20 protein-coding genes are annotated in these 22,299 nt (G+C 43.1%); 12 read left to right on the top strand and 8 right to left on the bottom strand.

Going from position 1 to position 22,299, the window contains the following annotated elements:
• The first annotated feature begins 86 nt into the window (after window positions 1–86).
• The 3 genes from yejK (at window position 87) to GVO63_RS08450 (ending at window position 3,082) form a co-directional block, all read left to right on the top strand.
• Window positions 87–1,193 (top strand): nucleoid-associated protein YejK, encoded by a 1,107-nt coding sequence (gene yejK / locus GVO63_RS08460; protein WP_159579104.1) that lies wholly within the window; start codon window positions 87–89, stop codon window positions 1,191–1,193.
• Window positions 1,194–1,259: 66 nt separating this feature from the next.
• Window positions 1,260–2,135 carry a 6-carboxytetrahydropterin synthase gene (locus tag GVO63_RS08455; RefSeq protein ID WP_159492617.1) on the top strand — a complete coding sequence of 292 codons (876 nt, stop codon included), beginning with the start codon at window positions 1,260–1,262 and terminating at the stop codon, window positions 2,133–2,135.
• A gap of 38 nt (window positions 2,136–2,173) precedes the next feature.
• Window positions 2,174–3,082: a M23 family metallopeptidase gene (locus tag GVO63_RS08450; protein ID WP_159579102.1), complete on the top strand. Its 909-nt coding sequence runs from the start codon at window positions 2,174–2,176 to the stop codon at window positions 3,080–3,082.
• A gap of 104 nt (window positions 3,083–3,186) precedes the next feature.
• On the opposite strand, the gene GVO63_RS08445 is transcribed toward GVO63_RS08450, so the two are convergent.
• Window positions 3,187–4,998, bottom strand: a complete 1,812-nt coding sequence (locus GVO63_RS08445) for a M61 family metallopeptidase (protein ID WP_159579100.1) — start codon at window positions 4,996–4,998, stop codon at window positions 3,187–3,189.
• A 175-nt stretch (window positions 4,999–5,173) separates the two neighbouring features.
• Here GVO63_RS08445 and GVO63_RS08440 point away from each other — a divergent pair, with 175 nt between their 5' ends.
• From GVO63_RS08440 to GVO63_RS08425, 4 genes are all read left to right on the top strand, one after another.
• Window positions 5,174–5,857, top strand: a complete 684-nt coding sequence (locus tag GVO63_RS08440; RefSeq protein WP_159492620.1) for a PilZ domain-containing protein — start codon at window positions 5,174–5,176, stop codon at window positions 5,855–5,857.
• Between the two features lie 70 nt (window positions 5,858–5,927).
• Window positions 5,928–6,389 carry a DUF962 domain-containing protein gene (locus GVO63_RS08435; protein WP_159579098.1) on the top strand — a complete coding sequence of 154 codons (462 nt, stop codon included), beginning with the start codon at window positions 5,928–5,930 and terminating at the stop codon, window positions 6,387–6,389.
• Between the two features lie 163 nt (window positions 6,390–6,552).
• Window positions 6,553–7,626, top strand: a complete 1,074-nt coding sequence (locus GVO63_RS08430) for a sensor histidine kinase (RefSeq protein ID WP_159492622.1) — start codon at window positions 6,553–6,555, stop codon at window positions 7,624–7,626.
• Window position 7,627: 1 nt separating this feature from the next.
• Complete coding sequence (locus GVO63_RS08425; protein WP_159492623.1) at window positions 7,628–8,455, top strand: LytTR family DNA-binding domain-containing protein; 828 nt, start codon at window positions 7,628–7,630, stop codon at window positions 8,453–8,455.
• Between the two features lie 122 nt (window positions 8,456–8,577).
• Here GVO63_RS08425 and GVO63_RS08420 read toward each other — a convergent pair whose 3' ends face one another.
• On the bottom strand, window positions 8,578–9,582 hold the full coding sequence (locus tag GVO63_RS08420) for an ATP-dependent 6-phosphofructokinase (protein ID WP_159492624.1): 1,005 nt from the start codon (window positions 9,580–9,582) through the stop codon (window positions 8,578–8,580).
• Window positions 9,583–9,797: 215 nt separating this feature from the next.
• On the opposite strand from GVO63_RS08420, the gene GVO63_RS08415 reads away from it, so the two are divergent.
• The gene (locus tag GVO63_RS08415) at window positions 9,798–10,640 is read left to right on the top strand and encodes a DUF6279 family lipoprotein (protein WP_159579096.1); all 843 of its coding nucleotides are present in this window, start codon (window positions 9,798–9,800) and stop codon (window positions 10,638–10,640) included.
• Between the two features lie 51 nt (window positions 10,641–10,691).
• Window positions 10,692–11,225, top strand: a complete 534-nt coding sequence (locus tag GVO63_RS08410) for a hypothetical protein (protein WP_159579094.1) — start codon at window positions 10,692–10,694, stop codon at window positions 11,223–11,225.
• Window positions 11,226–11,289: 64 nt separating this feature from the next.
• On the opposite strand, the gene GVO63_RS08405 is transcribed toward GVO63_RS08410, so the two are convergent.
• The 3 genes from GVO63_RS08405 to GVO63_RS08395 all read right to left on the bottom strand — a co-directional run bounded on the left by GVO63_RS08405 (window position 11,290) and on the right by GVO63_RS08395 (window position 15,434).
• The gene (locus GVO63_RS08405) at window positions 11,290–12,087 is read right to left on the bottom strand and encodes a TIGR03915 family putative DNA repair protein (RefSeq protein ID WP_159579092.1); all 798 of its coding nucleotides are present in this window, start codon (window positions 12,085–12,087) and stop codon (window positions 11,290–11,292) included.
• A gap of 28 nt (window positions 12,088–12,115) precedes the next feature.
• A complete protein-coding gene (locus GVO63_RS08400) occupies window positions 12,116–13,357 on the bottom strand; it encodes a putative DNA modification/repair radical SAM protein (RefSeq protein ID WP_159579090.1) in 1,242 nt (413 codons plus the stop codon).
• Between the two features lie 436 nt (window positions 13,358–13,793).
• The gene (locus GVO63_RS08395) at window positions 13,794–15,434 is read right to left on the bottom strand and encodes a response regulator (protein WP_159579088.1); all 1,641 of its coding nucleotides are present in this window, start codon (window positions 15,432–15,434) and stop codon (window positions 13,794–13,796) included.
• Window positions 15,435–15,561: 127 nt separating this feature from the next.
• Here GVO63_RS08395 and GVO63_RS08390 point away from each other — a divergent pair, with 127 nt between their 5' ends.
• The 3 genes from GVO63_RS08390 (at window position 15,562) to GVO63_RS08380 (ending at window position 17,541) form a co-directional block, all read left to right on the top strand.
• Window positions 15,562–16,122, top strand: a complete 561-nt coding sequence (locus tag GVO63_RS08390; RefSeq protein WP_159579086.1) for a VC2046/SO_2500 family protein — start codon at window positions 15,562–15,564, stop codon at window positions 16,120–16,122.
• A 121-nt stretch (window positions 16,123–16,243) separates the two neighbouring features.
• On the top strand, window positions 16,244–17,239 hold the full coding sequence (locus GVO63_RS08385; protein ID WP_159579084.1) for a rhodanese-related sulfurtransferase: 996 nt from the start codon (window positions 16,244–16,246) through the stop codon (window positions 17,237–17,239).
• Between the two features lie 53 nt (window positions 17,240–17,292).
• A complete protein-coding gene (locus tag GVO63_RS08380) occupies window positions 17,293–17,541 on the top strand; it encodes an EF-hand domain-containing protein (protein ID WP_159492632.1) in 249 nt (82 codons plus the stop codon).
• 698 nt (window positions 17,542–18,239) lie between these two features.
• Here GVO63_RS08380 and zapE read toward each other — a convergent pair.
• The 3 genes from zapE to GVO63_RS08365 form a co-directional block, all read right to left on the bottom strand.
• On the bottom strand, window positions 18,240–19,697 hold the full coding sequence (zapE, locus tag GVO63_RS08375) for a cell division protein ZapE (RefSeq protein ID WP_236552093.1): 1,458 nt from the start codon (window positions 19,695–19,697) through the stop codon (window positions 18,240–18,242).
• Between the two features lie 376 nt (window positions 19,698–20,073).
• The gene (locus tag GVO63_RS08370) at window positions 20,074–20,607 is read right to left on the bottom strand and encodes a hypothetical protein (RefSeq protein ID WP_159579080.1); all 534 of its coding nucleotides are present in this window, start codon (window positions 20,605–20,607) and stop codon (window positions 20,074–20,076) included.
• A gap of 224 nt (window positions 20,608–20,831) precedes the next feature.
• A complete protein-coding gene (locus GVO63_RS08365; protein ID WP_159579078.1) occupies window positions 20,832–22,154 on the bottom strand; it encodes a DEAD/DEAH box helicase in 1,323 nt (440 codons plus the stop codon).
• Between the last annotated feature and the right edge of the window lie 145 nt (window positions 22,155–22,299).

The raw sequence follows: 22,299 nt of genomic DNA, 5'->3' as shown, positions 1-22,299 counted from the left end.
TGAGTGAGTACAATCATTCATTCTTAAATCCCGCAATTCTTTGAATATTTCTGACACTTTTTAAGCAACAGGACACCTGATACTCTATGAGTGCACTGATTCATCACTTTGTTGTACATCGTTTGATTGTAAACAAAGAAGAGAAAATTGAAGCAATTCCACGTGACAACTGCTTAGCAGTGACACCTGAAATTGAGCTTCTAGCCCATCAAATCAACCACAGCTTCAACACTAAACCGGGAAAAGGCGTTGGCCATTTTGTTACGGAAGTCTCTCGTGAAGCGAAAGTGGAAAATGAAGAAGGTGAAGCGATCACCCAAACAAGCACCGAGAATGTGGCTGAGTTTGCTGAAAGTCTTAAGCAATATATGGATATTCAAAAAGCGGCGGGCGACAATGTCGAAGAGGCATTTCACGCATTTTCGGTCTCGGCTACACATCGCTTAGTTCGCACCTTGGCAGAAATGGGCACGGTAGAAACCGGCTTTTTGATTTTCTGCCAGTATGAATATTTAGCCACTCAGTATCTTATGATTGCACTGCTAAATACGCGGTCACATGTAGAAGTCACTCACTCGCTAGACTTATCTGCTCGAGAGCACTTGGATTTAGCGAAAATGCAATTAGCCGTGCGTTTCGACTTAACACAGCTAGATATCCAACCTGAACAGCAACGCTACGTTAGCTTTATAAAAGGGAGAATGGGGCGAAAAGTATCTGACTTCTTTATGCAGTTTGTTGGTTGTGAAGAGTTGGTTGATGTAAAGCAGCAAAATAAACAATTGATTTCTACCGTTGATGCCTACCTTGCCAGCGCGTCTCTGGACCCGCAAGAACAGCATCAGCACAGAGAAGAAGTTAAATCATACTTTAAAGAAAAGATTGATGCGGGCGAGAGTTTATCGGTAGATGAACTGGCTAACCGACTTCCACAAAATGAAGAGACCAGCAGTAATTTTTCTGCGTTTACGCAGTCTATGGAAGTGCCGCTTGAAAAAGAAATTCAGCCAGACCCAGCAGCGCTAAAACAACTTGCTAAATTTACCGGTCAGGGCGGTGGTATCTCGCTAAGCTTCGAACGCAAGTTAATGGGTGATAGGGTGTTTTACGACCCGGCTACGGATACGCTAACAATTCGCGGAATTCCACCAAATTTAAAAGATCAGCTTAATCGCCAATCTTCAATGGACTAGTCGCTGCGAAGCGAAGATAAAAAACGTATACTAGTCAGTAGAAAATAAACTCGATTCAAGGGTGTTATGCAATTATTTGTAAATGATTTGACAGTGATGGACTTCTCTTACCTTTGCCCGAAGCGTGGCATGGTAGGAGAAAGCTGGATTGTCGATGTGATTTTGGACGGTGAACTCAACGAAGAGAGCATGGTTCAAGACTTTGGTCACGTGAAAAAGAACTTAAAGCGACTTATCGACGAGTATGTCGACCACAAGTTACTTGTACCTGCTGAATACAGCGGTTCACAAGTCATTCACGATGATGATTCTGAACAGGTTGAAACCCGTTTTATCTGCACTGATGGGCGTAGCATCATGTTACATTGCCCAGCCGAAGCCTATGCATTTGTTTATTCTGATGAGATAAACATGGAGTCTGTTGGCGTTTACTTAAAAGAAGTGTTGGCGACGCACCTTCCTGAAAACGTTGAAAACATAACGCTGCATTTACGTGAAGAAGTGATTAACACTCCTTATTATCACTATACTCACGGGCTTAAAAAGCACGACGGTAATTGCCAGCGTATAGCGCACGGTCATCGTTCGCGTATTGATATAATTCTTGATGGCAAAGTGTGTAACGAAAGTCAGCAATATTGGGCAGACCGTTGGGCCGATATTTATATAGCAACCCGTGAAGATGAAATTGCCTACAGCGATAGAAAGCTTAAAGGTGAGGTCGCTAATGACGAGGATTATCACTGTTTTGCTTACGAGTCATCGCAAGGCTACTTTGAACTATTAATTCCTAAATCAGATTGCGAAGTCATTGAAACCGATTCAACCGTTGAGTGTTTAGCGCAATATCTCTTGGAAGAGCAAAAGAAGCGTACGCCAGATGGTGTTTGCCAAGTCATCGCATACGAGGGCGTGGGTAAAGGCGCCACAGTAAAAGGTTAACGTTCGATTACTGCGAGTTATAGGGAAGGGAGTTAACGATGCTATTCACGCTTTCAAAAAACAGATTAGGCATTGTAATATCACGTATATTGAAATGTGCGATGGTGCTTAGCGCAGCTGCTTCTATGTCATTTGTTTCTGCGGCTGCAGAGTTAAATGACCAAACCAACGTGTTACCTAGTCACAAGCAAATAGACGTTGCGCTGAACGGCAAGTTTACGCAAGGTGCTTTGTTGCGCGGGCAAGCACCCGCAGGAGCCAAAGTAACGCTTAATGGAGAAAACGTCCAAACAAATAAAGACGGGAAATTTGTCGTCGGTTTTGAAAGAGAAGCAGCACTTCAGCAAACCTTGGTTGTTGAGTTAGCCGATGGAAACAAGTGGCAGCGTGACATCACCCTTGAAAAACGCGAATACAATATTCAGCGAATTGAAGGGTTAGAACAAAAAATGGTTACACCGCCTGCTGAAGTTACTGCGCGCATCAAGCAAGACAATATCAATGTAGCAAGCGCGCGAAGTGGAAACTCTGATTTGGATGCCCTGTTTACGCGGTTTGAATGGCCTGCTAAAGGTGTTATCTCAGGTGTATACGGTAGTCAGCGCATATTAAATGGTGTGCCAAAGTGGCCGCACTATGGCTTGGATATCGCAAATGAAACAGGTACGCCTGTGTATGCACCTGTTGATGGTGTTGTGACCCTAGCTGATGACCTTTACTATTCGGGTAACACGCTGATTTTAGATCATGGTATGCGTGTGTTTTCCACGTTTCTTCACATGGACACCATAACGGTAGAAGTGGGTGAAACCGTTAAACAAGGCGAGCAGATCGGTACAATAGGCTCGACAGGACGCTCTACAGGGCCGCATCTAGACTGGCGAATTAATTTAGGCAACATTCGTTTAGATCCTCAGACTATTATTTCGGGGTCGCCCGAACAATAACCATTAAGTTGGGTTAGTCATCATTCGTGAGAAAAGACGGAAAGAAACAGGCGCTTTAGAGGGAACTCATAGCGCCTTATTCGTTTTTACGTTACGGGGCGGCGTTACTTCCCCAGCCACTGGCTAAGCTTTTCTTCATTATTGATTTCAAAGTAAGCCATTTCTTTTCGAGCTTCAGTCACCTCAAGAGGGAGCGTTAGAAGTCGTCCATCTCGAATGAGGGAAATGTCTACCTTGGATGTTTGGGCATTATCTAATAGGCGCTGAAGTTTCTGAGTATTTACGATGTGGCCGTTTATCGCAATGATGACATCGTTTAAAAGAATACCTGCTTTCATTGCGGCAAGACCTTCAAATACCTGCATCACCGTTAGTCCAAAGGTTGCTGGCTTTAATGTGGCGCCAAGCTGATTTTTGATAACAGGCAGCGTGGAAATACCTCCTTTATCTTCACCTAAAACGCGAGCACGAGCGGCATAGTTTACGCCCATTTCAGATACTAACGAAGCCAGCTCCACATCGTCTGTGCCATACACCACACGGTTCAAGTATTCTGATACATCGATATCAAAATGCGTTTTGCACAAACGTTGAATGACATCATCGGGTGTGCCTTTTTCGTCTACCCCGTAATGCTTCCAAAGTAACTGCATAAGCGTGTCTAAATTAACCGCATTGTTCGATTGCTTTCGAAGCAGTAAATCGAGTCCTAGTGCAATGATGCCGCCTTTTGTGTAGTAACTCACAATGTTGTTCGTGGCGCTAGCGTCTTGCTTATAAAACTTTGTCCAAGCATCAAAACTGCTTTCTGCGGCACTTTGTCTAAAGCGCCCTGCATTTTGCAAAAGTCGACTGACATTTTGCGCCACAATATCGAGATACTTTTGCGGTTCGATTACGCCAGCTCTGGCAAGGGTGACATCGTCATAAAAACTTGTAAAACCTTCATATATCCATAGTTGATTCGTATACGTTTCCTGAGATAAATCAGGCTTTACCATCACGTTGGGTTTAATTCGCTTTACATGCCAGGTGTGAAAGAATTCATGGCTACACAAGCTTAAAAATGTAATGTAGCCATCCGTTTTCTTCTCCGGTTCGCCAACCTGAGGTAAATCAAAGCGCGGATAAAGTAGGGCTGTAGAATATTTATGTTCAAGACCACCAAAGCCATTGTCCGCTAGCAACGTCATAAACAAATAATTGTCGATAGCGCGAGGGGTGCCAAATAAATCGAGATGATGTTTACAAATCGGCGTTAAATCACGGGCTATACGCTCACAATCAATGTTGTTTGTGCCAGAAAAAAGCAAGGTAAAAGAGACGCCGTCAACATCAAAGCGATGGATATCAGCAACGCCGACATAAAGTGGGTGATCAATAAATTCGTCGTAGCTATTCTCAATAAAATGCCACTCAGAAACAGGGCTGTGATCGCTGCACTTTGGCATTGAAGTATACGCTTTCCAATCCGCGGTGGTTGGGTCTTCATCATTGAGTTTTACACTGAGTTCATGGCGTGCATTTTCAAACCCTGACACTTTTAGAAACGCACTTGTACCATTAATAAATGCGTACTGGTCGTTCATGAATGCCGAACGGATAGACAAATCGTTCGCATAAACAGTGTATTGAGCGGTACATGCGTGACCTCCGGTTTCAACACGCCACGTTTGCTTGTCAAGCTTGGTGATGGAAAGGGGAGTCAGAACCGCGTTCTTTGTATCTTCAAGGCTTATCACATCTAACTCGACAATGCTCTTTGCAAAATCTCTCACCATATAGCTACCTGGTATCCAGCTTGGCAATGAAAGCGTTAGAGTGTTTTCACTATGCTTGGGTATTTGTAATGTGACGGTAAATTGATGAGCGCGCCAATTTGAAATAGTTAACGTGTAATGAAGAGCAGAAGGCATAAACGTCCAATAGGGTGAAAAAATCTAATAATCAACTATACCAATCTATTGCCGTAAGCCCAATAGGATCATCGCTATCACAAATATCACCTCTTTTGACTCATAGTGTTGATAAGTTTTTGTTTGATGCGTACATTGAACCTATCATCACAAAGTCCAGCAATAACAAATACAAATGGCTGAAAAAATACAAAGCAGTTTATTGAGCGAAGAAAACTTAGATGCTTTGCGTACGTTAGTACCCGGCGATACAGTTGATTTACAAATAGCAATGCCTGCTGCCCCAAAGCGAGTTAAAACTGACTATATAGGCATGCTTATTGATGAGTGCTTGCTTTTTCACATTCCTACGTCGGCGAAATGGATAACGGTGAGAGACGCACTTACCGTAGGTAATGACATTGTTGTGCGGTCTGTACTAGAAGGCGATACGGGACAAGTCATTGCCTTTAAAGTGAAAGTGCTTAAGCTTCTGTCAAAGCCTTCCGGATTGCTTATTACTACTTTTCCTAAACGCATAGAGAGCATTGGCCTTCGGTCGGTCAAACGCGCCCAACTTGGTGTATCTATAACACTCAACGCAGAGGTTTACCCTAGCGATGAGAACGTAACGGGTATTATCATCGATTTGAGTCAGAAGGGCTGCAAAATTGCGTTGCAAGTAAAACCAAATTGGCCAATTTTGATTGATGAATCGGATGTGAAACTAAATTATTCGTTAGACGGTAAAGAAGTGGCTCTTAATGCCAAAGTGAAAAATCACAAAATTGAAAATGATGTGGTTTACTACGGGCTCGCCTTTACCTGTGACGAAAAGCTGATAAAAACGCTGTTATCCCGACATACACTTTTATCATAGTGTTCATGTTAAATTATGATAACGGATATGCAGTTATTGAACGTTAAAATGGCAGGCCGGGGGAATCCACATGAGAAGTATTGAGCGATTATTAATGCAATATGGCGAAAGTCACCAAAATAAAACAAACGTTCTTATCCACGCAATCGCGGTGCCCAGTATCTATTTTGTATCGATCGCATTGTTATGGAGTTTACCCGTACCCGATTTTATTGCGCAATTTGATATAACGTGGGCTCATATTATTGTTATACCGGTTCTGTATTATTATTTCCTTTTGTCTGGACCCATTGGTGCGGCAATGACCTTACTAACGATTTTGTGCTTCGGGGCGATTAATGTCCTTGTTTACTTCGGTATCACTGTGTGGTCTTTTTCATTAGTCCTGTTTGTGGCTATGTGGGGTCTTCAATTTATCGGCCATCATATAGAAGGAAAAAAACCGTCCTTTTTGGATGATTTACGCTTTCTGTTAGTTGGACCCGCGTGGTGGTGGGTTCACTGGCTTAAAAGAATGAACATTAGCTATTAGAACTTACCCCTTGGGATCTCTAGAAACTGACATCTTTCTTCAAAAGAGGCCTACTATCAGGATTTTGACCTGCGACCAGAGGCATAAGTCATACGACCAAGCTGCTTGGGTGATAGCAATGCATGCGTATAATCTTACTATAAGTCTTTAAAATGGTAATGTTGTGAGTCGCTTTCAGCGTGTAATAGAAAGTAATGAACGCTTATTTTGGATGCTGCACAGCGCGGGCTGGGCTGGATTCGCAATAATTTATTACATTGGATCGTTCCTCCACGATGTGAGGCCCATATGGGTGTTCATCATCATGCTCAATGCCTATGCAGGATGGTTGCTCACTATTCCTCTTCGCTATGTCTACAGGTGGGCTCGAAAACAATCGCCGCTTAACATGATCATTATCGTGATTGTTTCTTGTTACCTTGTCGCGTTGCTTTGGGCCGTGGTGAAAAACATCAACTACTGGGAAATCTACAAGCATGGATATCGCCCAGATGAATGGTATATGTACTTTACCAATACCATAAACTCATTAATCATGGTGGGGTGTTGGAGCGGCGTGTACTTCGGCATCAAAAACTTTCAGATGCTGCAAAAAGAGAAGCAGAATGCGCTTAAAGCAAGCACAATGGCGCATCAGGCTCATATTAAGATGTTGCGGTATCAGCTCAATCCTCATTTTTTGTTTAATACGCTAAACGCCATATCAACGCTTATTCTTTTGAAAGAGAACGATACGGCAGAAGCGATGGTTTCGCGCCTTAGTGACTTTTTGCGTTATTCGCTAGATAACGATCCGATAAAGCGGGTACCTTTGGGTCAGGAAATTAAAGCACTACGCCTTTACTTAGAAATAGAAAAAGTGCGTTTTGACGACCGATTAGAAGTACTCTGGGATATTGATGAGAGCTGCGAAGGTGCACTTGTACCGAGCATGATTTTACAGCCTATAATTGAAAATTCGATAAAACACGCCATATCTAAAATGGAGAATGGTGGCCGTATTTCAATTACAGCACGTACTTTTGGCAACGACTTGTTGATGGATGTTGCCGACAACGGGCCCGGCGCGGATATTAAAAACGGTACCCTTAGTCGGGAGAACGGCGTGGGCTTGGCTAATATCAAAGAGCGTTTGCAATCCCTTTATCATCGTAATTTTGCATTCTCTATAGAACACAATCAGCCTTCTGGAGTGCGCGTAAGAATTCGCATTCCTTATGAAGTTAAGGACGTATAGTATGACAAAGCAAGTGATTAAAACCATTGTAGTGGACGACGAACCTTTGGCTCGCAAAGGGCTTCGCGCCAGGTTAGAGCGCCATCACGATGTTCAGGTGCTTGCCGAGTGTCAAAACGGTCTGGAAGCGGTGAGCAGTATCTCGCAGCACCGTCCAGATTTAGTGTTTTTAGATATTCAAATGCCTGGTTTAAATGGGTTTCAAGTTATTCATAAGCTACGGGAGCTAAAGCAACCCATTCCCATGATCGTGTTCGTTACCGCCTATGACAGCTACGCGATAAAGGCGTTTGACGTACATGCGCTAGATTACTTGTTAAAGCCCGCAGACGATGAGCGCCTAGGCGCTGCATTAAATAAAGTACGAGAGTACTTCTCAACTCAGCATCAAGATGAACAGTCGCAAAAACTTGTAAGTCTGGTTGCTGAATTAACAGGTGACGATTGCGAAGAAATTCTGCGTAAACTTGCCAATGGTGAGCCGGTAGAAACCAATCCCTACCCAGACGTTCTTGCTATAAAAGACGGCTCAGAGGTAACACGAGTTAACGTGCAAGACATTCAGTGGATTGACGCGGCTGGAGACTACATGTGTGTTCATGCGCTGGACGGCATGCACATAATGCGTAAGACCATGAAAGAGCTAGAGCAAGAACTTAATCCCCAGTTTTTCGTTCGGGTACACCGTTCAGCTATCGCCAATATTCGATTTGTAAAAAAATTAGTGAGTCACATTAGCGGTGAATACCACCTTATTCTTCAAAACGACACCGAACTGAAAGTAAGCCGTAGCCATCGCGATAAAGTAAAAGCGGCAATGAAAATGTAAAGCGACTACTGAATAATCGCCAATCTAAAAGCCTTGTTTAAGTCATAAACAAGGCTTTTTTGCTTTTTAAGTAAGCATTTCGCAATGAGTCAACTATTTAGCAAATGGTCAAAGGGCGTAGGTCATTGACCCACGTACCTCTCATTCATTAACGTACGCATTGCCTCTACACGCGCCTCGTTGAGTGGCTTTGAATTTTCCCAAGTCATTGACAAAGGCACGGTAACGGGGCACTGATTTACTTCACCTACCATAACGTTGTTCACATCAGTGCCTACTAAACGTATGGCATGCTCCCCAAGGGTTGTTGCCAGTAGACGGTCCTGCGCAACAGGAGAGCCACCCCGTTGTACATGACCTAATGTAACAGGCCTAACATCACTAATGCCATGCTGCTGCAATGCTTGGGTAAGACCTGGTAAGCCGTTTGGCCACACGTTTTCCGCCACAACAGCAATAAAACTTACAGGACCTTTTAGTGCACGCTGCGCTTTTATCTGCGCCACTATCTTGCTTATTTCCACGTCGGGAGATTCAAAAAATTCAGGCACAATCACATAATCTGCAGCCGAAGACAACGCTGCATTCAGCGCCAAAAATCCAGCGTTACGCCCCATTACTTCCACGAGAAATATACGTTCAAAGGCATCTGCCGTGTCGCGAACTTTATCAATCGAACTCATCGCTGTGTCAATGGCGGTGAAATAGCCAATAGTTGCATCTGTTCCCGCTATATCGTTATCGATAGTGCCAGGAATACCGATTATTTGCCCCTCCCAATGTTCACTTAACTTGGCTGCGCCACGAAATGATCCGTCGCCACCAATCACTATTAGCGTGTCGACTTCCGCCTGCCTCAAGTTTTCTGCAGCCTTTATCTGCCCCTCTTGGTATTCAAATGCTTTGCATCGCGCGCTATGTAAAATGGTACCGCCTTGCTGGATAAGGTTGTGGGTCGAATCAAGAGAGAGTGAAATATACTCTTGATGCAGTAAACCATTATATCCGTGTTTATAACCGAGCAAGGTGAACTTGGCTTTTTGGCACGCAATAATTGCGGCGCGAATGCATGCATTCATACCTGGTGCGTCACCACCAGAGGTTAAAATTGCGACACGTTTTGACACAATAAAGTCCTTCTTTTTTCGGGCACTATGGATAAAGTACCGATAGGGTTTCGCTTCGTAAAGTTAACATTAACATTGTTCAAAAGAGTAGTTCCGTCACGAAAAATAGTACAGCCTCGCAATAGGGCGAGCTACCCTCTATTTATGCTCTTTGATTCTCAAAATAAATAAGCGGTTTTTCTGCTACTAACGTAGTTAACATAAAAGGAAGAGTTATGCGCGCACTGTTAGTATTGTTTTTTACCATGTTTCTTGCCTCATGCAGTTCTAAACTGGCCTATAACAACCTTGATTGGTGGGTTTATTGGTATATGGACGATTATATTGAGCTTAAGGATGAGCAAGAAGAAAAGTTCGATGATTATTTACAAAACTGGCTTCGTTGGCATAAGACATCGGAACTTAAACGCTATCAATCTCAACTTATCGATATTAAACGACAAGTGAAAGAAGGAAGCTTAGATTCCAGCTCTGTTTACAAGCACCTTGTCAATGCAAGATCGCATTGGGAGAGAGTGCGAGATGAGGTTAGCCCAGAATTGGCCGAAATTGCCAAAACACTGGATGATGAGCAAGTTGTCTCTCTTTTTGCTGCGCTTGAAAAAGACAACAAAGAGGAAGAAGAAGAGCGACAAGAAGTGCTCGAAAAAACAGAAAAACAGCGTTTAGAGGACCGCGTTACACGTATAGAGGAGACAATAAGTGAACGCATTGGGAAGCTTACTAGTGAGCAAAAACAAATAGTGCGTACATATGCATCCCAGTTCATACCCACCGGTGAGGAGTGGCTTAAATACCGCAGAAATATACAAGATGCAGCAAGAAAGCTCTTTGTAACGCGTAAGTTCAATAACGACTTTGAAAGGGACCTAGTGGCACTGATGCAAAACCCTGATAGTTATAAAACGGCAATTTATAAGCAGAGCAGTGCACACAATATGACAGTTACCGCTACGTTAATTTCAGAGGTCTTTTCTACCCTTACTGATAAGCAACGTGAGACACTGCTTGAAAACATAGAGGACCTGATTAAGACTGTAGACAACTTTAAGGGGTAGGCGTTACATTGCAAGTCAGTGCCAAGCGCATATGTAAAAAGAGTTTTATTAATGCACAGCCATTATCATTTTGTACGTAGAACTCGTCGGTTTAGTCTTATTGTGCTGGCGAATGCATGTTTGTTACCTGTTATATACTGGGCCTGCGAGAACTATTTGATCAAGGGCCAATTCGAGCCTATCGTTTTGATTCTAGTTGCGATAACTGAATGTCTTTTGCTGGGAATAGCAGCTTACTTATGGGTAATAAATAGACAGGTTGAGATTAGGGTTACCTCCGATACGTTTTACTACAACGACCCTTTGTTTGGCGGAAAAGAATTGACTGTTTCAACAGATAATATAGTTGAATTGGTCCAGGTACAAAGCGCTACTCATCGCATGTTACGTAATCTTATACGCCTAAAAGATGGTTCAGTGCATGAACTGATGTATCAGAACTACAGCATCAACAAACAGGCGATGTTCGACGCACTGAAAAAGGCTAATAGGAATATTAAATTGCCTGCCAGCATTTGGGATTACGAGCAATCCCGACCTCAATGGGCGAAAGAAGTAAGAAAACAAATGGGTTTAGATGAGTGAACAGGAAAGATGATTACAAGCTGCACTTTGTAACGCTATTTAAAGCACGTGGACATATACTTGATTAGTGTTTACTTCCATCACTGATCATTTTGCGTGCACGGGCGTCCGACTGTTTAATCATATCGTCAATTAATGACGTTTCAGGCATATTTTTCCAATATTTCTTAGGCATTTGACTTAACATTGCATTGGTTTTGATTCGAGCAGGGTTAAATATATTGGCGTAGTAAGTTAGCCAGTAACTTTCGATACGATCGCTGTCGGGGACAGCACTGGAGTCTGGGTTATCCTCAAGGATAAGTGTTTCCGTATCCCAATGAGCGGCGCGATAAGGAGTAAGAATAGACCATCGCATGTTCTTAAAACGGGTTTGGAAAAAACCAAGCTTCAACTCTAGACTATAGTGTTCCGGCTCGTACCATGCGACGAAGTGGGCTTTTCCGCCAACATTGATCTCTCTAAACCGTAAAAACGCGCTTATTTTATACGCGTCGCGCTTTACCGCCTTTGCCATGGCAAAAAGCTTGATAATATCGTCATCAGTTTTCAATTGAATAAGGTTTTTATTCTCATAAACAAGCCGCCACAAAACTCGGTAACACAGTGCGAAACGGGTATCATCGCTGTGACAAATTGCGTATTTAAAAAGCGCTAAGGCAGCTTTTGGAACGGTATGCTTCCTACCTGGCTTATTGAGCACTTCGGTTGCTTCTTGATGGCCAAAAAGGTCGTCTTGGATAGCATGCTGCGTATTTTGCCAAATCACATTTTCAGGACTGATTGATTCTGCTAAACACATTCTCGAGGCATCACGCCATGCTTCAAATCCAGGTACTGAGGTAATGGTTATCGCTTTCATTTTACAACTACCTTTAAGGGGAACGTGTCTACCCGCCAAATAGCTCAAACTGTTTAGGTTGTTTAAACTGAAGTTCAAAGTTGTTACTGTCGAGAAGATGAATATCCGGTCGGTAATCGCCTACGCTAATGAACGGTTTCAACTTTTTCAACGGGAGCTTCATCTTCGTCAGGTCTATCCAATTGATCTTCGTGTAGCGACGTATCGAGAGAATTTTTTGTACCGTGCGTGCACCGAGGCCCGGCACGCGTAATAGAAGCATCTTATCGGCTTTATTTAAATCGATAGGGAATATATGGCGATTTCGAAAAGCCCAAGCAAGTTTAGGGTCATGTTCCATATCAAGCATGTTGTCATGCACAATCTCATCGAGAGTAAAACCGTAAAAACGCAGAAGCCAATCGGCTTGATAGAGTCGGTGCTCTCGTATCAAGGGAGCCGGCTTTAACGGTAAAACGTCTGACGCATCAGGTATTGGTGAAAACGCAGAGTAATAAACGCGACGTAATTTTTGTTCACTGTAGAGCTTAACGCTTGTTCCTAAAATGGTTTTATCGCTGGAATCATCAGCGCCGATGATCATCTGCGTCGATTGCCCACCAGGGGCGAAGCGAGGAGGGCGTTTTCCTGTATATGTTTTTTCAACCCTATGCTCTGCGATTTTGTCTTTCAACGTATTCATCGCCCCGTGAATAGCGCCTAAGTCTTTTTCTGGTGCATATTTATTTAACGAGGGTTGGGTTGGCATTTCTACATTGATGCTTAATCTATCAGCATATAAACCAGCCTCCGCCTGCAATTCAGGCGAGGCATTGGGGATGGTTTTAAGATGAATATAGCCTTTAAATCCATGATCGAGCCGCAAGGATTTAGCAATTCGCACCATACTTTCCATGGTCAAATCTGGCGAACCGACAATACCTGAACTTAAAAACAAGCCCTCGATGTAATTGCGCTTATAAAAATTCAACGTAAGGTCTACGGTTTCCTTAACTGAAAAACGGGCGCGTCGCTCGTTGCTTGATACTCTATTTATGCAATAGTGACAATCGTAGATACAATAGTTTGTCATCAATATTTTTAATAAAGAAACGCACCGACCATCAGGTGTGAAGCTATGACATATCCCCGAACCACCGGTAAGTGAGCCTATACCACTTTTGTCGCTTTTGTCTGCCTGTCGTTTTCCTGCTGAACCACTTGCACATGAAGCGTCATATTTTGCAGCGTCAGAGAGTATTTCGAGTTTTTGTATAAGTTTATCGTGCATTACAGATGAGAGATTCCTTAGATTTAAAACGCAAAATGGAACAGTAATCTTATATCAAACCGCAGAGATGATTGCCCACTGAGAAGCTTGCCAAACCTTCCCTTAGGGCGAGTTTAAAACGTCCGTACTCTTTGTTGTGCCACCTTAATGTAGAACCACTATACCTGCGGTAACACGCCTCGATTACGAACAATTTAAGTCTCGCTGAGTGGGTAATTATCTCTGCGGACGGGTATTAATCTTCCCTGTGGCTTATTTGGTTAGGCCCTAAAACCTTGCGTGTTATATCACGATTTTTAAAACTGTACAAATGTACAGTATATGTGTTTTGTGAGGCAATGGGGTGTTGACATCAGTGATTGACAAACACCACGATGCAATTAAGTCCTTGCGAACTTTCGCAACGGCGAGAGGTGGGAGGATCATAATTAGACCGTCAAAAACCTATGTACTGAGAGAGTTCATCTCGAAGATTGACATACTTGTCTTTATAAGGAGCCCTAAGTGACATGTCGTCGATGAGCTTAAATAAACGCTTACATTCGTTGATTAAATTAACGTCTGCACTGTCTTTTTCTATCGCTATTTGAAGGAGACATTGTAGAAGGTTGAGTGCAACGCCAGTATTCACAGGCGCGAAACCCTGTGCGAGAGCAAATGAGGCCTTAGCACGCTCGTAGTCTTTTTGTTGATAATGCTGTATTCCTTCACGATTAAATTGCTGATAGCTGGCAAAACTTTTTTGTGCATTTTGAGTTTGAATTTTTAACATGCTTGCGCTGTTTTGGTCGAGCACGTCGCTACGGGTCTCAAGCAATGCGTTAAGTCTTACCGCATCATCGAATTCTCCCAATTTGAACATCACATTTATACTATCGGGAATATAAGCGGTAGGAACCTCGGTATATTTATCTTCAATTAAGTTCTGAGATGACGCTAAGTGACGCTTTGCATCTATCAATTTACCATCTATTGCACTTATTCTAGCGTTTACGATATTTCCAAAAATACTTACGTCAAAATCACGGTCAATTTTTTGAAGGTGTTCGTCAAACTTTCCCCGCTGAAGTGTAAGAAGGGCCTCTTGTTGATACTTATTACGCTGCTTTTTATCTTCGGCAAATTCGGCTATATCTAAATAGCTTCTAATAATTCCACACCAATGCAGGCTTGTTTTATGAACGGTACGTTTTGATAAATCCCAAATGGCTAAACTGGAATTAGCGGCGAGTAGCAAGTCTTCATTCTCTCTACCAATTTCACAGGCTTTGAAATGCCTTGGTAGCGAATAGGGCGAGAGTTTTATCGCTTCTTTAATGGCCTCCAACGCTTTATCACCTGCGGTCATAGCCTGGTAAGCGTGCGCAAGAATATCGTGAGCATCCGCGTTGAACCTGTTGCGCTTCAGCGTTCTCTTTGCAATTGAAATCGCTTTTTCATAATCTTTCAGCTGAAGGTAGGTTTTGCCAACGGCGATCTGCGCCCAGAGAACAGGCTTTCCATCAATATAGTCATTCAAAACATCAAGTGCTTTTTCTGGCATACCGATACGCCAATATAGCTCCACCAAAAGTTGCTCACAATGTCCTTTATAATGGGACGGCGAATCTAGTAGGGATTCTATATGATCGATTGCGCTGTTAATTTCACCTTTACTGATGAGTGTATATGCTTGCTTTAAAAATTTTCGCTTTTGAAAAGCGCGAACAATTCGCGACTTTAATTGTACCTGTGAAAAAGGTTTGATAAGAAAATCATCCGGACGGCGTTCGATGGAACCTAACACTATAGGACGCGCGCTATCGGCACTAATAAGAATAAAAACCGTCGTCGGTTGAATAAGGCTACCGGTGCGCAACTCCTCTACCAGTTCATACCCATTTTTATTTTCTGCCCCTAAATGCAGATCACATATCACGATATCGAATTTATGCTTTTTACAAAGTGATACAGCCTGCTCAGCAGACGACTTGGTGACTACATCCGAAGCGCCCATTGAATGCATCAGCCCTTTAAGAAGAAGTAGAAAAGGGCGTTGATCTTCCACAATCAACACTTGTTTGTTGCTAAATTGCATTTCGCATCCGTGAATGTGCCCTCAAAGGTTTAATAAAAGTATATCTAACTTTTAAAAATAAGCTTAAGAAAAACATTATCTTGCCGAAAACATAAGTATACAAATTAAGTAACAATGATGCATTTTGATGGATACACCTACAGCGAGTGACCAAACACCTATCGATCCCAGTATTTACTGGGAGCGAAGTGGGGTACTCGCGCGCGCATCAACACAAGGGGCGTTGTTTTCTCTATATCTTGCTATGCAGCAGCATAGCGTTGCTGAGCCTTTTGAGATAGACGCGGCACCGTCGGCCGGTGACAATAGAAAAAGTATAGAGTCTCAACTCGCTTCGCTTAATCACTATAGACGTCCTTCACTGGCGGCCAGCGAGAGTGAATGGGAAAACATGCATGCATTCTCTAGCTTAGTATCACAAAACTATGCGAGCGCAAGGCTACATCTCTGCATGAAGCCTCCGCCACTAGCGCAAATAGATGACGCCAAGCGTATACCCGATGACGTTATGAATAATTGCAGTCTAGCGACTCAGAAACGATTAAAGAAGCAGGTTACGAATACTCTGAAAGAGGACAATACATTACTGTACGATATTCTCTCTTCACACAATGGAAACCGTGATTCAAATGACGTGTTTAAAAAAGACGCGTATATAGATGTTCCTTCATTCGAAAATATCGCATAGCGTTTTATTGCAACCACGAAAACGTCTTACGGCATCAACCCTAGTTTTTAACATCCAATTTTGTTATATTGCGCGCCGCATTTTGCACTGGTCTTACGCTCCAATCAGCAAAGGTTAAACTATGTCCAAGTATATTGTATGCGCAATGTATAAATTTGTTGCGCTTGAAAACTATAAAGAAATCCGCCAGCCGCTTCTAGAGACGATGGAAGCAAATGGTATCAAAGGTACACTTCTTCTTGCCCATGAGGGCATAAACGGAACAGTTTCCGGTACGCGAGAAGGTATCGACGCATTACTCGCTTATTTAAACAGCGATGAACGTATGAATCCTATCTCAGTTAAAGAATCACTTCACGAAGAGCAGCCGTTCTACCGCACGAAGGTAAAGCTTAAGAAAGAAATCGTGACCATGGGCGTAGAGGGTATCGACCCCCGTCGAACCGTAGGCACCTATGTGAAGCCCAAAGACTGGAATGCGCTCATAAGCGACCCAGACGTAACGGTCATCGATACGCGAAACGGCTATGAAATTGAGATCGGTACGTTTAAGAACGCTATCGACCCTAAAACCGAAACCTTTCGCGAGTTTCCTGAATATGTGGCGAAAGAACTCGACCCAACTAAAAACAAAAAGGTCGCTATGTTTTGCACCGGCGGGATTCGCTGTGAAAAATCTACGGCTTACCTGAAAGAGCAGGGTTTTGATGAGGTTTATCATCTAGAAGGCGGTATTTTACAGTATCTAGAAGATGTACCAAAAGAAGAGTCCTTGTGGGAAGGTGATTGCTTCGTATTTGATAATCGAGTTGCTGTAAACCATGATTTAGAAAAAAGTCATTATGAGCAGTGCTACGCGTGCAGGCTTCCAATTACCGAAGAAGACAAGCAAAGCGATAAATACGAGCCTGGCGTGAGCTGCCCACGTTGCTATGGTACGCATACCGACGATCAAATCGCGCGATTTAGAGAACGTGAAAAGCAGGTCCAACTGGCGAAAGAGCGTCAACAGGAACATGTGGGAACCGAAGCGCGCTTAACCATGGAACAAAAGCGCAAAGAAAAAGCAGAAGCTCAACGTTTACGCGCACTTAAAGCGAAAGAAAATCAGGCGTAGACAGTCAGAAAGAAGGGCGTTACACTCGAACTTATTGCAGTTGAAATTAAGGAATGCGAGTGAGCACTCAACTTTCAGAATCTAAAATTGAAGAAATCAGAAAGGACTTCAGCTTTTTCGATCGTGATGGCAATGGCCAAATCGATTTACCTGAGTTCATTGAGCTTTTAACCGTTATTTCGCCAAAAACCAAAGTGAGCCACGTACAAGAAGGCTTTAAGCTTATCGATAGTAATGACGATGGTTTCATCGATTTCGAAGAGTTTTTGGCTTGGTGGCAAGAAGGATGGTGGGAGTACTAAGTTTATACTTAGTGAAGCACCATCACTACAGCTTTGCGCAAGCGCCGTTGATGGGTTTGCTTAGCGTCTTGCTAATGAAAGAGAAATCGTTAAAACGAGTGCTTTAATCAAGCGCTCGTTTTTTTTTGTCCGCAAATAACGCATAAACGTTGACGACGCTTTGGACGTATCAAAATCTGTTGAAGTCTAGGCTTCTTTGACTGCCAATGACTTCGGCTTCGGTGACCGTAAGAATGTCGAATGGTATCCTCAATGGTTACCATGAGCTTCAGATAGGTGCTGCTATAAAAAATCTAACCTTTTCTGAGGTGGACACCAAATATATTAGTGGGGAAAGAACACACTCTTTAATGCGTCAATGTGATAAAGCATTGTACAGAGCCAAACGCGATGGCCGCGGCAGGCTTTACGTTCATAACCGCTGAGCTTTTCCCCACGCTCAACATTGAATTGGGTTTCACTGGTGTTGGTATCCTGTCAACTTAACGCTACCGCATTAACGTAATGCAGATTTTTATTTCAGACAAAAAATAGCAGCCTAATGGCAGCTTTTTCATAAATGTCAGCATAACTCGTAGTTGGGGAAAGGTGTCTACTTCTCGCGTCGTTCATAAGAAAGATAAACGCTAAGTACCACCCACTGTGTTAGCCGAAGCTAAGGCTAGTTGAACATGAGTTAAATGAATACTTTTCAGGAATCATTGCCGTCCCCATTCTTTTCCCCCCATTTCTACCAACCGAGATGCGGCTCGTCGAAAGGAAAAGGCGAGATCATTGGCGGACGAAAATTGTGCCAGTGACACGCCAACTCGCCCCGTCGCCGACCACTCATAATATTCACCCTTTTTGGTGCGAATCATGGTCGTCGCAAAGGAACTCGAGTTTCCTCCCTTCTCACTGACAATTAATTCTCCATCGCCATCATTGCTTTCAACGTGCGCTTCAAAATCGACAAACAATTCGTTAAGCGGGACTTGTGACGTCAGCACTAAACGAGTGCGAGCTTCATAACACGCATCAATGAGGGTAACGAATCGCCGCGCTTCGTCGAGGTGATTGGCGTCTAGTTGGGGAACGCCTTCCATGATGATGACCTGAAATCGGTAGCAGAGGGAAATATAATCGGCCGCCCCGAGCGGTTGGTAGCACAACTCGGAAAAATCAAACCAGGCGCATCGGTCATTTAATCGAGCTACCTGAACGGTGCGACCAAACAAAACGGAAATGGTTTCGGTCTCACTTCCGGACGCTGTACCACCAAATATTGCCTCTAACTTCGCCTGTATGTTTTTATCAACATCGCCACAAACACCTGTGTCTGACAAAAAATAGGATCCACCATCCGCGCGAGTTTCGCGTCGATAATCTTTCTGGGAGTCCTCCATTGAAATAATGTCTGTCGTGTCTTTCAACATGTCGATGAATGGCAAAAAGAGCGAGCGGTTTATGCCTCCCTCATACAAGGCATCAGGGGATCGATTCGAGGTGGCTACCACCACGACATTACAATCCAATAAATGTGAAAACAGCTGCTTCAAAATCATGGCATCGGCAATGTCTGTCACCTGAAATTCATCAAAACAGAGGAGTTGGGCTTCTTGTGCCAATTGTTGCGCAATAACAGGGATCGCATCATCTCTGGGGTGCGTTTGTTTGTAGACAAAGATTCGATGATGGACGTCTAACATGAATTCATGAAAGTGGACACGGCGTTTGGTTATTTTTGCGTGCGTGTTGCTGTGGCTTTTATGACAGCGAAAATTATCATCAGGAACAGTAACCGACGCAAAAAAGAGATCCATTAGAAAGCTCTTGCCAACCCCAACTGGGCCATGAATGTACATACCTCTCGGTGGTGGACCAAAAGACCACAAATACCATTTCTTTTGAAAAAAGGACTGGGCGGATGCCAAGGAACGCGCCAATAACCGTAATAGCGGACTGCTGCTGATAGAGCTGCTCTCTGTCAGTTTTTCAGTATTTACTGGTACTGGTGGGAGCGAGGCAAGAGACGCGTGCAGAGCATCAAACTTTGCCGCTAGAGCGACTTGCGCGTCATCTCGTCGCACCTCCCTCGCATCCACTTTTCGTTCATATGCCGCTGTTACGGGGCCTTTTGGCAGGGACCGCCGAGCGTCGCGATGTTGTACTGCCATATTCTTCATCACCGTCTTCATCGTGAACCTGAAGAGTTTATCAACATGGTGGTTTATTACGCTTGATTTCCGTATGGGTATCAAATGAATTTGTATTAGAAGCTTATGTTTTCAACATTCAACGTGATATTGCAATGCCAAATTTAACGAAAGGAGATGTATAAATACGATGTATGCGGACTGGTATAAGATATTAAGGTGCTGTTGCACGGCCGAGTTTGGAAAAGATCGGAACCAAGAGCAGAGAGTCTTGAACGTCCGCTCCTCGTCTTAAGCAGAACGTTGAGATTTTTATAAATAGTAATGCACGCTGCTCTAAGCTGAGAAATACATAGGTAGCGTTATAAAAAGCACGCTACACACTACCTAGCAAAAGCTACCAATCAGTGCTGTATTTTTCATTTGCCTTTACTGCTTCTACTTCTAGCGGTGCTTTGTCGTAGCCATATTCCGCCATGTCAAAAAAATGTTGTGTGACAATGTCATCTAAACTGGTTCTTTCAATCTGAAGTACATGCACTAACTCGTGAGCCAACTTTGGCTTATTAAGTACAAAGTCTTTGCGCGCATAAATTGAATAACCGAAAACCTGTGCGTTGTTAATAATTCCTTCGCCAACGAGTCCAACAGCTTCACCAAATACCTTCAAAGCAAAATTTTCATAAGGGTAGGGTACTTGGTCTACATAAATTATTCTTACTTTTTCTGGGTGTTTAATGCCTATTTCTGATGCGAGCAATCGTTCTTTTTCGTTTAACGGAACACCATCATTAAGCCCTTTCTGATCAGTTTCACGCGCCCACTCGATGTATTGAGGTAATAATACACGCGCAATTATTTCCTGATAAAAAAGTGCGGCAACAACAATGACAGCGAAGAGTGATATTAATACGAGTTTACGTGCTTTCATGTTTGCAAAATCCGTTTTGAAGAAAGGCTTAAGAAGCTTTACTCATGTTTATATTAAACTCATAACGTTGCAGGTTAACGATATGTGCTGAATAGAGTACAACATAAACTCGCAAAAGATTGAAAAAGAAAATGTAAGAGAATGTTCGTTAAAACTAAATGTGATATTGCCCGCCGCTTATGAGCATTAGCGGCGGTTTAGGTATTAACTATTGCCTGTTAATTTCACTCATCATCCGAGAGCGATTTTCTTGGTTTGCGTTTAACAGGGACCATACCGATATCTTCTCCCGACATGGTATCAACGCGCTTTTTTGCGCCCGTCTTTTCAGATTTAGCGACACGCTTTTTACCATTATGTACACTGGCTTTTTTCGTCACTTTTTTCTTCGGTTTTAAACCTTTAAACGACGCAGCGAATTCATCATGTGCCGAACATTCTAATGCATATTGCAGGTGGCTTTTTAACGCTTCAAAGCTGTTCCAATCACGTGGGCCAATTAAAGAGAACGCTTCGCCTTTTTGCCCTGCACGTCCAGTACGGCCGATTCTGTGAATATATTCATCAGCATTCTTAGGAAGGTCAAAGTTAACCACTAAACCAACTTTTGACAGGTCTAGACCGCGAGATGCAAGGTCGGTAGTAACGAGAATACTATGCTGTCCACGGGCAAACGCGCTCATTACTGCAGCACGTTGGCTTTGCAACATGTCACCACGAAGCGCAATGGCTTCAAGATTCTGCGCATTAAGAAGCGCAGCAATTCTATCTGTGTCCTCGCGGGTTGCAGTAAAAACTATCGCTTGATTGTATTCACGATTTATCAATTCAAATTGTAAAATTTGGTCTTTATTTTGAACGTTATCAGCGAAAAAACATTGCTGAACAATATCACCGTGCTCGGCAGTTGAGTCGCCAACTGCTACCCTGACAGCCCCCTTAGTTAACTGTGCAGTCATGTGCTTGAGCTCGATGTTATCAAGCGTGGCAGAGAACAGCATAGTTTGGCGCTTTCTATGATCAGCATAGTCATTAATCATCTTAAGCTGTGCAGAAAACCCTAAATCTAGCATGCGGTCAGCTTCGTCAAAGATCAGAAGCTCTAAACCGTTTAAATACATACTTTTATCTAAAAGGTGATCCGCAACGCGACCAGCAGTGCCCACAATTATATGCGGGTTGCGGCGAAGCCCTTTAACTTGGTCATTATAGTTTTCGCCACCCACAATGAGTGAACACGTCAGATTTAAACCCGTACACATTGACTTCGTTTCAATGAAAACTTGTTTAGCTAGTTCGCGGGTTGGTGCGAGAATAAGTGCACGTGGATCCTGCCGACTGAGTGCTTTTTGCGATAGTAGTCGGTTAATGGCTGGTACCAAAAAGGCGAAAGTTTTACCTGACCCTGTTTTTGATGACGCTATAATATCCTTGCCTTGAATAGCAGGAAGCATTGTGCGTTCTTGAATTTCGGTTAGCGTCGAAATGTTCTTGGTTTCGAGCTTTGAAATAATTTTGTGGTTTACAGGTAAATCAGTAACTAGCAAGAAAATAAAGCCTTTAAAGATAATTGTTCGGGCGCATTATCCCTTAATGTAAAGCGTAATGAAAGGCTTATCGAACGGCTCGGTTAGAGGTTCTGGATGTTAAAAAACGTCACTGCTATTAAGCAGTGACTAAGCAAAAAGAGAA

The sequence above is a fragment of the Alteromonas sp. KUL106 genome (assembly GCF_009811415.1).
Taxonomy (GTDB): domain Bacteria; phylum Pseudomonadota; class Gammaproteobacteria; order Enterobacterales; family Alteromonadaceae; genus Alteromonas.
Note: the sequence above shows the minus strand (reverse complement) of the source record. Positions and strands in the feature narration are given on the sequence as shown.